The 11,686-nt window shown below is 70.6% G+C and carries 12 protein-coding genes; 1 reads left to right on the plus strand and 11 read right to left on the minus strand.

What is annotated here, in order from left to right:
• Positions 1 to 34: 34 nt before the first annotated feature.
• The 5 genes from rplW to ACFY4B_RS10060 all read right to left on the minus strand — a co-directional run bounded on the left by rplW (position 35) and on the right by ACFY4B_RS10060 (position 4,209).
• Complete coding sequence (rplW, locus tag ACFY4B_RS10040; protein ID WP_030280768.1) at positions 35 to 352, minus strand: 50S ribosomal protein L23; 318 nt, start codon at positions 350 to 352, stop codon at positions 35 to 37.
• Positions 352 to 1,029: a 50S ribosomal protein L4 gene (rplD, locus tag ACFY4B_RS10045; protein ID WP_049649040.1), complete on the minus strand. Its 678-nt coding sequence runs from the start codon at positions 1,027 to 1,029 to the stop codon at positions 352 to 354. Before rplD ends, rplW begins: the two co-directional genes overlap by 1 nt.
• A gap of 4 nt (positions 1,030 to 1,033) precedes the next feature.
• Positions 1,034 to 1,681, minus strand: coding sequence for a 50S ribosomal protein L3 (rplC, locus tag ACFY4B_RS10050; RefSeq protein WP_030055817.1), 648 nt, complete (start codon positions 1,679 to 1,681; stop codon positions 1,034 to 1,036).
• Between the two features lie 14 nt (positions 1,682 to 1,695).
• Positions 1,696 to 2,004, minus strand: coding sequence for a 30S ribosomal protein S10 (gene rpsJ / locus ACFY4B_RS10055; protein ID WP_012785157.1), 309 nt, complete (start codon positions 2,002 to 2,004; stop codon positions 1,696 to 1,698).
• A gap of 393 nt (positions 2,005 to 2,397) precedes the next feature.
• Complete coding sequence (locus ACFY4B_RS10060) at positions 2,398 to 4,209, minus strand: hypothetical protein (RefSeq protein WP_387967117.1); 1,812 nt, start codon at positions 4,207 to 4,209, stop codon at positions 2,398 to 2,400.
• A gap of 287 nt (positions 4,210 to 4,496) precedes the next feature.
• Between ACFY4B_RS10060 and ACFY4B_RS10065 the strand changes: the two genes are divergently transcribed.
• Positions 4,497 to 6,257, plus strand: a complete 1,761-nt coding sequence (locus tag ACFY4B_RS10065) for a hypothetical protein (RefSeq protein WP_159028300.1) — start codon at positions 4,497 to 4,499, stop codon at positions 6,255 to 6,257.
• 87 nt (positions 6,258 to 6,344) lie between these two features.
• On the opposite strand, the gene ACFY4B_RS10070 is transcribed toward ACFY4B_RS10065, so the two are convergent.
• The 6 genes from ACFY4B_RS10070 to rfbB all read right to left on the minus strand — a co-directional run bounded on the left by ACFY4B_RS10070 (position 6,345) and on the right by rfbB (position 11,651).
• On the minus strand, positions 6,345 to 7,250 hold the full coding sequence (locus tag ACFY4B_RS10070; protein WP_220450048.1) for a glycosyltransferase family 2 protein: 906 nt from the start codon (positions 7,248 to 7,250) through the stop codon (positions 6,345 to 6,347).
• Positions 7,251 to 7,254: 4 nt separating this feature from the next.
• A complete protein-coding gene (locus ACFY4B_RS10075) occupies positions 7,255 to 7,653 on the minus strand; it encodes a DUF2304 domain-containing protein (protein WP_049649037.1) in 399 nt (132 codons plus the stop codon).
• Positions 7,650 to 8,339: a glycosyltransferase family 2 protein gene (locus ACFY4B_RS10080; RefSeq protein WP_049649036.1), complete on the minus strand. Its 690-nt coding sequence runs from the start codon at positions 8,337 to 8,339 to the stop codon at positions 7,650 to 7,652. Before ACFY4B_RS10080 ends, ACFY4B_RS10075 begins: the two co-directional genes overlap by 4 nt.
• Before the next feature lie 68 nt (positions 8,340 to 8,407).
• Entirely contained in the window at positions 8,408 to 9,745 is a 1,338-nt protein-coding gene (locus ACFY4B_RS10085) for a lipopolysaccharide biosynthesis protein (RefSeq protein ID WP_181970608.1), read from the minus strand.
• Positions 9,742 to 10,677 (minus strand): dTDP-4-dehydrorhamnose reductase, encoded by a 936-nt coding sequence (rfbD, locus tag ACFY4B_RS10090; RefSeq protein ID WP_074003961.1) that lies wholly within the window; start codon positions 10,675 to 10,677, stop codon positions 9,742 to 9,744. The genes ACFY4B_RS10085 and rfbD overlap by 4 nt, the downstream gene beginning before the upstream one ends.
• Positions 10,674 to 11,651, minus strand: a complete 978-nt coding sequence (gene rfbB / locus ACFY4B_RS10095) for a dTDP-glucose 4,6-dehydratase (protein WP_049649035.1) — start codon at positions 11,649 to 11,651, stop codon at positions 10,674 to 10,676. The genes rfbD and rfbB overlap by 4 nt, the downstream gene beginning before the upstream one ends.
• Positions 11,652 to 11,686: the final 35 nt, after the last annotated feature.

The following is an 11,686-nucleotide window of genomic DNA, read 5'->3' on the forward strand; positions in this document are numbered from 1 at the left end:
TCGTCCTCGTCCTTATCGACGATCACGATCTCCGTTAGGAGACCGGACCACCGAAGATGTCGATGCGGTTGCCCTCGGCCAGCGTCACGATGGCGCGCTTGGTGTCCTTGCGCTTGCCAAAGCCCGTCTTGGAGCGCTTGCGCTTGCCCTGACGGTTGATCGTGTTGACAGCCTCGACCTTGACCGAGAAGACCGCCTCGACGGCCTGCTTGATCTGGGTCTTGTTGGCGCCCGGCGACACGATGAACGTGTACTTGTTCTCGTCGAGAAGGCTGTAGCTCTTCTCGGAGATGACCGGCTTCACCAGGACGTCACGGGGGTCCGTGAACGTCTTGCTCGTAACGTCGCTCATCAGGCGGCGCTCCCTTCGAGCTCGCCCTCAGCGGCAACGGCCTTGGCGGACGCGGCCGGACCGGCCACGAAACGCTCGAAGGCGGCCTGGGTGAAGACCACATCGTCGGAGACGAGCACGTCGTAGGTGTTCAGCTGACCGGCGTCCAGGATGTGCACGTGCGGCAGGTTGCGAGCGGACTTCAGGCCCAGCTCGTCCTCGCGCTCGACGACCAGGAGGACGTTCTTGCGCTCGGTGATCTTGCCGAACAGGCTCTTGGCGGCCTTGGTCGACGGCACCTCGGCCGCGACCACGTCGGTGACGACGTGGATGCGGTTGTGGCGGGCCCGGTCGGTGAGCGCACCGCGCAGAGCGGCGGCGATCATCTTCTTCGGGGTCCGCTGCGAGTAGTCGCGCGGCACGGGACCGTGCACGACGCCACCGCCGGCGAACTGCGGCGCACGGGTCGAGCCCTGACGGGCGCGGCCGGTGCCCTTCTGGCGGTACGGCTTCTTGCCGCCACCGCGGACCTCGCCACGAGTCTTGGTCTTGTGGGTGCCCTGGCGGGCCGCAGCGAGCTGCGCCACGACGACCTGGTGCATCAGCGGAACGCTGACCTTCGCGTCGAAGATCTCGGCCGGAAGCTCGAGGCTGCCGGTCTTGTCGCCCGAGGGCGACAGGATGTCAATGGTGCTCATATCCTCACAGCCCCTTCGCCGCGGTGCGGACGAGGACGAGGCCGCCGTTCGGGCCCGGGATTGCGCCCTTGATCAGGAGCAGCCCCTTCTCCGCGTCAACGGCATGGATGGTCAGGTTCTGGGTGGTCACACGCTCGTGGCCCATCCGGCCGGCCATCCGTACGCCCTTGAACACGCGACCCGGGGTGGCGCAGCCACCGATCGAGCCGGGCGAGCGGTGCTTGCGCTGCACACCGTGACCGGCGCCGAGGCCCCGGAAGTTGTGGCGCTTCATGACACCGGCGAAGCCCTTGCCCTTGGAGGTGCCGGTCACGTCGACCTTGACACCCGCCTCGAACAGCTCGGCGGTGATCTCCTGGCCCAGGGTGTACTCGGAGGCGTCCGAGGTACGGAGCTCGACCAGGTGGCGGCGCGGGGTGACACCGGCCTTGGCGAAGTGGCCCGCGAGGGGCTTGTTCACCTTGCGGGGGTCGATCTCGCCGAAGCCGATCTGGACGGCGTCGTAGCCGGCCGGGCTGTCGGCGGTGTGGACCTGGGTCACGACATTGGGCCCAGCCTTGACGACGGTCACCGGGACGACCCGGTTGTTCTCGTCCCAGACCTGGGTCATGCCGAGCTTCTCGCCCAGGATGCCCTTAATCTGCTTAGCCATCTTCGGTGCGCCTCTCAGAGCTTGATCTCGATGTCGACGCCAGCCGGCAGGTCGAGACGCATGAGCGAGTCAACCGTCTTCGGCGTGGGGTCGAGGATGTCGATCAGACGCTTGTGAGTACGCATCTCGAAGTGCTCGCGCGAGTCCTTGTACTTGTGCGGCGAGCGGATGACGCAGTACACGTTCTTCTCAGTGGGCAGCGGCACCGGGCCCGCGACCTGCGCACCAGTACGAATCACCGTCTCGACGATCTTCTTCGCCGAGGAGTCGATGACCTCGTGGTCGTAGGCCTTGAGCCGGATGCGGATCTTCTGTCCCGCCATGGCTACTCAGTAGTCCTTTGTCCTTAGTCACTTCGCGACTCCCCCTCCGACCCCCGCGCTCGGGCGTGTCGCACTCGCGCTTGCAAAAAACCGGCGAAGTAATTCGTCGGTTTAAAACTTTCGGGGTGAGGGGTGCCGGGTCGAGGCCCCGCACACGCTTCCCGGAAGATTCCCGTACTTTCGCCCCGCAGCTGCCGTGGCGTAGAACTCACGCTTGACGGCCATCACGGGAACGACGAGTACATGGGACTCGCTTCCGGTCCTCCCGGCGGGAGGCGCGCAGCATCGGCACTCAACCGAGCAACTTGGACATACTGCCACATGGAGCAGCCCGGATGCCAATCGGGGCCGGTGAGGCGCTCCTCACCGGCCCCGATGGGGTGACGTCCCCGCTCAGTCCTTGCGCCAGAGCACCCAGCCCCGGTCCTTGTTGAACTTCGCGACGTGCCAGCCGGGCCGCGCGTCCGGCCAGCTGGTCTGCGGCAGGTCGCCCTTGCTCCAGCCGGCCAGGTACGCGGTGGCCGCCTCCGGCGGGGCGGAGCCGTCCTTCAGGTCGTCCGACCAGACCCGGCCCCAGTAGACCTCGTAGGCCATCGACATCCGGGTGTCCCAGTCGAGGTCCATGTCCAGGACGACGTTGTCGCCCTTGCGCAGGCCCGCCTCCTTGGCCACGCCCACCGCCTGGTACTTGCGGGCCTTGGCGTGCGGCTCGGAGACGTTGTCGGTGACGGCGACCGTCGCGTAGGCGGCGAACAGCGTCACGCACCCCACCACCGCGGCCACCACCCGGCGCCCGCCGGCCACCCGCAGCAGCAGGCAGGCGCCCAGCACCGCCAGCGCGCCGAAGCTCGTCCGGACCATGTGCAGGTCGTCCCAGGTCGAGGCCAGGAACATCGCGTCCGGCACCGTCCACGGACTGACCCAGAGCTTGAGCGCGGCACCCGCGTACGCGCCGACCGACAGCTGGATGATCCCGATCGCCGCCACGCCGGCCAGCGCCGTCCACAGCAGCGCGCGGACCCCGGCCCGCCACAGCGCGGCCAGGCCGACCACCATGAACATCGGCACCAGCACCGCGCAGTACCGGGCGTACACCCAGTTGTCGGTCCGGTCGTTGTCCGCCAGCCCGGCCGCCGAGGCCAGCGCGGTGCCGAACAGCAGGGCCACCATGGTGAAGGCCACCACCCGCTCGGCCACCGTGTACCGGCGCCGGAAGACGACCACCACGCACAGCACCAGGGCGACCGCCCCGAAGCCGTACGTCGAGGTCATGAAGTACCAGAGCTGCCCGAAGGTGCGGGCGATGATCGTGCCGATGTACTTGCTGTCCCCGAGGTTCTCGAAGACCTTGTTGCCGACGGTGCTCGGCGGCACGTCCTTGAACTGGTTCTCGACGAAGCGCGCCAGCAGCTTCGCGCCCAGGTACGACAGCCCGAGCCCGCCGACGCCGGCCAGCGAGGCGAGCCGCGGCGCCCAGCCGAGCGCCAGCACCACCACCAGGACCAGCGCGGTCAGCGCCACGACCACGCCGCCGCGATCGTGGGTCGCCATCGAGAAGCCGGCCGCCAGGCCCGTCCCGGCCGCGTACAGCGCGCGGCGGCGCGTCGTTCCGGGCGAGAGCCAGCCGTGCATCGCGAGCAGCCAGGCCAGCAGGATCACCGGCAGCACGGTGTCCGACATCACGAACTGGGAGTAGAAGACCACCGGCGGCACCAGCGCCACGGCGGCGCCCACCAGGTACGCGTGCGGCCGGGACAGGCCCACCCGGCGCGCCGCCGCCACGGCGAGCGGGAACACCAGCGCGTTGAGCAGCGCGTTGATGCCCATGATCAGGTGGTACGCGGCGGCCGGGGTGCCGGCGATCCGCAGCGCCGGCGAGATCAGCAGCGGGTACCCGCCGGGGATCACCACGCCGACCGGCATCTCGGTGGTCGGCCGCCCGGCCAGCACCCGCGCGATCACCAGGTAGGAGTCCTCGTCGGCGTGCACCGACGGGAAGTAGTTGTGGATCGACAGCACCAGGCGGAACGCCACCTGGCCGCCGTACCCGAGCAGCAGGACCACCGCCCAGAACCAGCGGTGGGCGGCCAGCGCCCGCAGCCGGGGCGGCACGGCCAGGGCCCGGGTGGCGGGCGCGCTCCCGCCGCCTTCCTCACCCCGGCCCGGCCCGTCGGACGTGTGGGCAGAGTCGATCAGCGGCTGCACCGAGACACTTCCCTACTTGTATGAGTTGACGATCTCGTCATGGCCGGCTCCGGACGGCGCGCCACGGTTCCCACCACTCGTCGAAGCGCATCGGCAGTGTGCCACGCGGTGATCGGCCGGAGCCAACGCGCGCCTCCCCCGTTGACGACAACGGCCCGTACGGGAACGGTGGTTCGGCCCGTGCGGATCCCCCGACCGAGGTGCTGGCAGAATCGCGGTGTCCGGCCACCGAAACCACACACCGCCCCCGCATCCGAACCGCTGCGGGAGAGCAGAAGGACCGAACAGTGACGACGAGCGTCCAGCCCGCCCCCGCCGAGGGCAGGCATCAGGGCATACCGCCCAGTCAGAGGAGACGGGCCGCCGCTCTTCGCCTCCCCGCCGTCCTCTGGACCGCGGAGATCCTGACCGCGGCCACGGCGGCGCTGCTGATGACCGGGCTGGCCTGGTCCGTCCGGCTGAACCCCATGTCGAGGGTCGGCCAGGTCAGCGGCCTCGCCGCGCTCCAGCTCCGGCTCCTGCTGCTGATCGGCGTCGTCGTCCTGGTCCTGGTGCCGGCGATGCGCCGCTGGGCGGACCTCCCGGTGCGGTTCGCCGCCGCCGCGGTCGCCGGCCTGTCCTCCGGCGTCCTGGCCGCCGGCATCTCGCTCGCGCTGCGCGACACCAACTGGCCGCTGTACGCCCAGCAGGGCGACTCCGGCAGCCTCCAGGCCTGGGTCGGCGCCCTGATGGACGGCAAGTCCCTCGACGGCGCCTACCCGCCGCTGTTCCCGCACATCGTCGCCTTCGTCGCCGAGCACGTCACCCACGGGCAGGTCGGCTACGCGCTCAAGCTCGTCGACCTGCTGTTCGTCGCGATGCTCGGCCCGCTCGCCTACCTGTCCTGGCGCCTGCTGCTGCCCCCGCTCTGGGCGCTCGGGATCGGCGTCACCGCCGCCCTGCCGATGGCGCAGCCGTACAAGCCGTACACCACCTTCGTGCTCGTCGCCTTCCTCCCCGTGCTGGCGAAGCTGATGCAGCTCCTCCAGCGCGCTCCGGAGCTCCCGCGCCGCACCGCGGCCGTCCGCGGCGCCGTGCTCGGCCTCGGGATCGGGCTGCTGTTCCTCCTCTACTCCGGCTGGTTCGTGTGGTCCGCGGCCGGAGTGGTGGTGCTCACCGTGGTGCTGCTGCTGCGCGCCCGCCGGACCGGCGGCACCCGCGGCCTGCTCAACGGCCTGTGCGCGATCGGCGCCGCCGGCGGGGTCTTCCTGCTCGTCTCCGGCGTCTACCTGGTCCGGCTGCTCGGCTCCGCGGGCAGCACCATCGACCGGTACTGCTACTTCGACACCTACACCGAGCCGACCTACTTCGCGATGTGGCGCGACGACCTCCCCGGCACCGACGGCCAGAGCACCTGGCCGGTCCCCGGGGAGATCGGCGGAGTCGGCCTCTTCACGATCCTGCTGCTGGTCGGCCTGGGTGTGGCGCTGGCCCTCGGGATCGGCCGGACCACCGTCCTGACCGCCGCCGCCTGCACCGCGAGCGCCCTGCTGATGCGCTACTGGTACGCCTCCCACATGGAGCGCGACCAGGCCGTCATGCTCTACCCGCGCACCAGCGCCCAGCTGCTCTACTGCCTGCTGGTCCTCGTCGGCCTGGCGTGCTACCTGGTCGTCCGCCGCCGCCAGGGCCCCGCCGCGGCCCCCGCCGCCGAGTCGGCCGAGGACACCGGCCGCCGGCTGCCGCTGCGCCTCAACCCGCGCGGTGTGGCCGTCGGCGCCATCTGCGCGCTGGGCCTGCTCTTCGGCATGGCCGGCTCCGCCACCGCCAGCAAGTACATGCCGGACCCGCACTGGGGCCCCGGCGCGCTGGCCTGGATCGCGCAGAGCACCGCCGACACCAAGGGGCACTGCTCGCGCTACGCGCCCAACGGCCAGTGCAAGCAGCCGCGGGACATCAGCGACCTGCTCGTGCCGCTGCCCGACCCCGGGAAGCTGATGTGCCCGAAGGTCAACCCGTACCCGCCCCGGCAGCCCGACCCGCTGGGCCCCTCCGGCTTCGGCGAGTAGCCCCCGGCGGGCCGCCCGCGAACGCCACTGGGCCGGTAGTCCGAACTCGGACTACCGGCCCAGTGCCGTACCAGTGGGTGCGAGCGGTCAGTGCCGGTCGCCGCCGGTCAGCGCGTGGCGGACCAGCACCTTGGCGCCGGCCCGCTCGCCGCGCTTCAGGGCGCCCGGCAGCATGGTCAGCGCGTGCAGGCGGGAGGCGCTGCGGAACCGGGCCGCACGGGCGGCCTTCGGCCAGCCGCGGGCGTCCATCCGCTCCGCCACCGCGTTGAAGTACCGCTCCGCCTCGGTGAACCGGGTGCCGGAGAAGGCCTGCACCGAGGACTCGCTGACGGCGTGCCGCCGGTACTGGAAGACGACGGTGGTGTTGTCCACCAGCATCTGCTCGCCGCGCTCCAGCAGATCGACGACCAGGGCCAGGTCCTGGATCACCGAGTACTCGTCGCGGAAGTTGACCGCGCGCAGCGCCTCGCCCCGCCAGCAGATCGACGGGAAGTAGAGCCAGTTGCCGCGCAGCACGCTCGCGGCCAGCTCCTCGCCGCCCATCAGCCGCCGGCCCTTGACGGTCGGCGCGTAGATCTTCTCCTTGACGTTGTCCGCCAGGCCGGAGCGGCTGACCTCGCCGTTGCCGTCGATGACCTCGACGCCCGGCTGCACCATGCCCAGGTCCGGGTTGTCCTTGACGATCGCCCGGACGGTCTCCAGGTAGTGCGGGTGCAGCAGGTCGTCGCAGCCCATGATGACCACGTGGTCGGCCGTGGACAGCTCCACGCACTTCTGGAAGTTCTTGGTGATGCCGAGGTTGTGCTCGTTGCGCAGGTAGCTCACCCGGTCGTCGCCGAGCGAGGCGAACCAGCCCGGGACGTCCGGCTCCTTGCCGTCGTCTATGACGGTCAGCCGGAAGTCCCGGTCGGTCTGCGCGAGGATGCTCCGCACCGCGGCCTGCATCAGCGCCACGTCGCCGTAGTACGGCAGCATGAACTCGAAGGTCGCCACGGGATCAGGCCTTGCTGCGGTCGACCGGCGCCGAGACCGGCAGGTCCAGGTCGAAGCGCTCCTCGTTCAGACGGGCGCCCTCGTTGATCGCCACGGTCCGCGCCAGGTCGGTGAGCTTCTTCTCCAGCGAGCGGAAGCGCAGGAAGGTGTTCAGGGTCAGGAAGCCCATCCCCAGCACCATCCCGTACAGCACCAGGTCGGTGCCGCGGCCGACACCGAGCTGGTGGGCCAGCCAGGTCACGTCGGTGGGACGCAGCACCGCGTAGATGTTCACGACCACGAAGACCGAGAACGCGATGCGCTTCCAGGCGCGGGTGTTGGCACGGTCCCAACGCCGGATGAACATGAAGGCGAGAGTGACCGAGCCGAGAATGAGAACCAGCTGGATCCAGAAGAATTTCATCGGCGGCTACGCTCCCGCAGCGAGATGTCGAAGATGATGTTGACGCCGTTGATCAGGGACTGACCCTTGGCGCGTGAGTAGTCGGTGTACAGGATGTCCACCGGGAGTTCGGCGACCCGGAGGTCCGAGCCGGCGAGGAAGCTGACGATCTCCGACGCGTGCGCCATGCCGTTCATGGTGATCCGCAGCCGGCCGGCGGCCTCGCGGTTCAGCACGCGCAGACCGTTGTGGGCGTCGGTCAGCTTGAGCTTGCGAGCGGTCGGGCTGACGGTCGCCGCGGTGCGCAGGACGACCCGCTTGATCCACGGCACCTGCCCGTTCTGCTCGATGAAGCGCGAGCCGAGGACGACGTCCGTGTCGCCCTCCCGCAGCAGGGCGACCATCTTCTCGACGTCGGCGGTCTGGTGCTGGCCGTCCGCGTCGAAGGTGGCGAAGTACTTGGCGCCCGGCTGGGCCAGGGCGTAGGCGAGGCCGGTCTGGAGGGCGGCACCCTGGCCGAGGTTGACCGGGTGGCGCACCAGGTGCGCGCCCGTCTCCATGATGTGCTTGGCCGAGTCGTCGCCGCTGCCGTCATCGACGACCACGATGTTCGGGAACGTCTTTCGCGCCCCCTCCACAACGTCGGCGATCACCTGGCCCTCGTTGTAGGCCGGGATCACCAGCCAAACATCGTCGTACTGGGACACGGAGGCTCCATGAATGGGGTCTGGCCCGCGCTGCTGCGCGGCGATCTGAAGATGAGGGGCGGACACGGTCAGTCACCGGCCGTCCGGCTGCTCAACACCGCGGCGTTCGGGTCCCCCGACTGCTGGACGAGGCCGGCGGAGTTCGTCGCCGAACGGGCGAAACTCTGCCTCAGGACCGCCAGCATACCGAGGACGGTGGCCACGGAACCCGCCGTGTACGCAACGACCACGCGGGTGGACACGTCGCCCGGCATGAAGGTGATCGCGGCGAGGACCGCCGTGCCGACCGCCCAGCAGAGCAGCTGAAGGTTGTGCCGCTTGAATACCATCAGCGCCTGACCGAGCACCATCGCGAACATGTACGCCACGGTTCCGGCGGACATCCAGAAGAAGTCGAGGCAGCCGAGCACCGGCTTGGCGCCGAACAGCACCTGGATCAGCCAGGGGCCGAGGGCGACCGCCGGGATGCCGCCGAGCACGCCGAGTCCGCCGACCACGGCGCCGATCTTCTTGAGCATCCCGGTGAAGGCGGCCCGGTCCCCGACCGCGATCGCGGCGGAGAGGCCGTTCAGCAGCGAGGCCTGGAGCGAGCCGAAGACGAACAGCGGCACCCGGGCCAGCACCAGCGCGTTGAGCAGGGCGGCGATCAGCGCGGAGTCGGAGGGCGCGAGCAGCTTGGTGCTCACCACGGCCGCGTTCACCACGACCTGGGAGAGCAGCGTCGAGCAGATCAGCAGGCCGAGCCCGGAGCAGAGTTCGGACCAGCCGACCTGCTCGCCGGGCTTCACCGCGCGCAGCAGCGGCGGCAGCGTGACGATCGTGGCGATGATCGGCGCGACGGCCAGGATCAGGCTGAACGCGAGCGCCGAGTGCACACCGGCCACGGCGAAGGCGAAGGCCAGGCCGATCCGCAGGCCGCCGTCCAGGCCGAGCTGGGTGCCGTACGCGCCGAAGCGGCCGAGGCCGGCCAGCACGCCGCGGGTGAGGTAGCAGACGGCCATGCCGGTGAAGGCCCCGCCGAGCGCCAGCACCAGCGAGCGGTCGCCGTGGAACATCGACCGGGCGATCGGGCCGGAGGCGGCGCCGAGGGCGACCAGGGTCGCCGCGAGGATCCCGCCGGTGAGCAGGGTCGCCCGGCGCAGCACCGGCGCGGCGCCGTGGCCGAGCGCCGCGCGCGCCGAGACGATCCGGGTGAGCTCCTGCTCGATCGGGAAGAAGACGCCGATGCCGACCGACATCACGATCGTCCACAGCAGCGAGACGTTCGCCATGTCGTCGACCGACAGGCTGTGGCCCGCCACTCCGAGGTGGATGTAGGAGGCGGCACCCAGTACGACGGTGCCGCCGGCCACCGCCAGGGTTCCCGGCGGTAGCGCGGCAGCCACCTTCGTCAGTGCGTTCTTCACTGAGGTCTGTCGCTCTCCGTGGTCCGGGCCGTGGCGGCCAGTTCGGCGAAGACGGGCGTGGCCAGGGCCTCGGCCAGCATGGTCCGCCACTCGGGCAGCGGCGCCAGCCCGGCGGCGGCCCAGCGGTCGTGGGCCAGCACGCTGAAGGCGGGGCGGGCGGCCGGGCGGACGAAGGCCTCCGACGTGGTCGGGCGGATCCGCTCCGGGTCCAGCCCGCTCAGCGCGTAGGTCTCGCGGGCCAGTCCGCACCAGGTGGTCCGGCCGCTCGCGGTGCCGTGGTAGACCCCGGCCGGGGCCTGCCCGGCGAGCGCGGCCCGGCCGAGCTCGACCAGGCGGCCGGCCAGCGCGTACGACCAGGTCGGCTGGCCGTGCTGGTCGTCCACCACGTCCAGGGTGTCGCGCTGGGCGGCGAGCTTGAGCATGGTGGCCACGAAGTTCGGGCCGTGCTCGCCGTACAGCCAGGCGGTGCGCACGACGTAGCCGTGCTCGGGGAGCAGTTCGGCGACCGCCCGCTCCCCCACCAGCTTGCCGCGGCCGTACGCGTTCACCGGCGCGGTCGGGGCGTCCTCCGGGCAGGGCTCGGTGGCGTCGCCCGGCAGGACGTAGTCGGTGGAGACGTGCAGCAGCCGCGCGCCGCTCTTGGCGCAGGCCTCGGCCAGGTGGCGCACACCGGTGCCGTTGACGGCGGTGGCGGCGTCCTCCTCGGCCTCCGCGGCGTCGACGTTCGTCCACGCGGCGCAGTTGACCACGATGTCGTGGCCCTCGACGGCGGCCTGGACGGCCGCCGGGTCGGTGATGTCGAGGTCCGCCCGGCGCAGCGCGGTGATCTCGGCGGTCCCGTCGGCGCCCAGCACCGAGAGCAGGTCCTGCCCGAGCATCCCGGCCGCGCCGGTGACCAGCCAGCGCACGGGCGCGGCGGCGTTCGCGGTCACTTGGCCAGGGCCGCCTTCTGCTTCAGCGGCTCCCACCAGGCGCGGTTCTCGCGGTACCACGCGATGGTCGCGGCGAGGCCGTCCTCGAAGCGGACCTGCGGCTCGTAGCCGAGCTCCTCACGGATCTTGCTGATGTCGATCGAGTAGCGGAGGTCGTGGCCCTTGCGGTCCTCGACGTGCTCGACCATGTCCCAACCCGCGCCGGCGGCCTCCAGCAGCAGGCCGGTCAGCTCCTTGTTGGTGGCCTCGGTGCCGCCGCCGATGTTGTAGACCTCACCCGCGCGGCCGCCGCGCATGACCAGCTCGATGCCCCGGCAGTGGTCGGAGACGTGCAGCCAGTCGCGGACGTTGCCACCGTCGCCGTACAGCGGCACCTTCTTGCCGTCGATCAGGTTGGTGGTGAACAGCGGGATGACCTTCTCCGGGAACTGGTAGTGCCCGTAGTTGTTGGAGCAGCGGGTCACCACGACGTCCATGCCGTGGGTGCGGTGGTACGCCAGCGCCAGCAGGTCGGAGGAGGCCTTGGAGGCCGAGTACGGGGAGTTCGGCTCCAGCGGCCAGGTCTCGGTCCAGGAGCCCTCGCTGATCGAGCCGTACACCTCGTCGGTGGAGATGTGCACGAAGCGGCCGACGGCGTGCTTGCGCGCGGCGTCGAGCAGGACCTGGGTGCCGACGACGTTGGTCAGCACGAACGGGCCCGCACCGGCGATCGAGCGGTCCACGTGGGACTCGGCGGCGAAGTGCACCACCACGTCGTGGCCCGGCATGACCTGGTCGACGGCGTCCGCGTCGCAGATGTCGCCCTGGACGAAGGTGTAGCCCTTGTGGTCGGCCACCGGGGCGAGGTTCTCCAGGACGCCCGAGTAGGTGAGCTTGTCAAAGACCGTGATCCGGGCGTTCTCGTCAGCCCCGAGGAGCTGACGGACGAACTCCGAACCGATGAACCCGGCGCCGCCGGTCACGAGGATGCGCATAATGCGCGTAGTCTACCGCCGCCCGAACGCCCCTC

This window comes from Kitasatospora sp. NPDC001261, assembly GCF_042896795.1.
Lineage (GTDB): Bacteria > Actinomycetota > Actinomycetes > Streptomycetales > Streptomycetaceae > Kitasatospora.

Excerpts from the sequence above, each read along its gene's own strand:
- rplC (WP_030055817.1), bottom strand. The coding sequence starts at position 1,681 with ATGGCTAAGCAGATTAAGGGCATCCTGGGCGAGAAGCTCGGCATGACC.
- rpsJ (WP_012785157.1), bottom strand. The coding sequence starts at position 2,004 with ATGGCGGGACAGAAGATCCGCATCCGGCTCAAGGCCTACGACCACGAG.
- ACFY4B_RS10075 (WP_049649037.1), bottom strand. The coding sequence starts at position 7,653 with ATGAAATTCTTCTGGATCCAGCTGGTTCTCATTCTCGGCTCGGTCACT.
- rfbB (WP_049649035.1), bottom strand. The coding sequence starts at position 11,651 with ATGCGCATCCTCGTGACCGGCGGCGCCGGGTTCATCGGTTCGGAGTTC.
- rplW (WP_030280768.1), bottom strand. The coding sequence starts at position 352 with ATGAGCGACGTTACGAGCAAGACGTTCACGGACCCCCGTGACGTCCTG.
- rplD (WP_049649040.1), bottom strand. The coding sequence starts at position 1,029 with ATGAGCACCATTGACATCCTGTCGCCCTCGGGCGACAAGACCGGCAGC.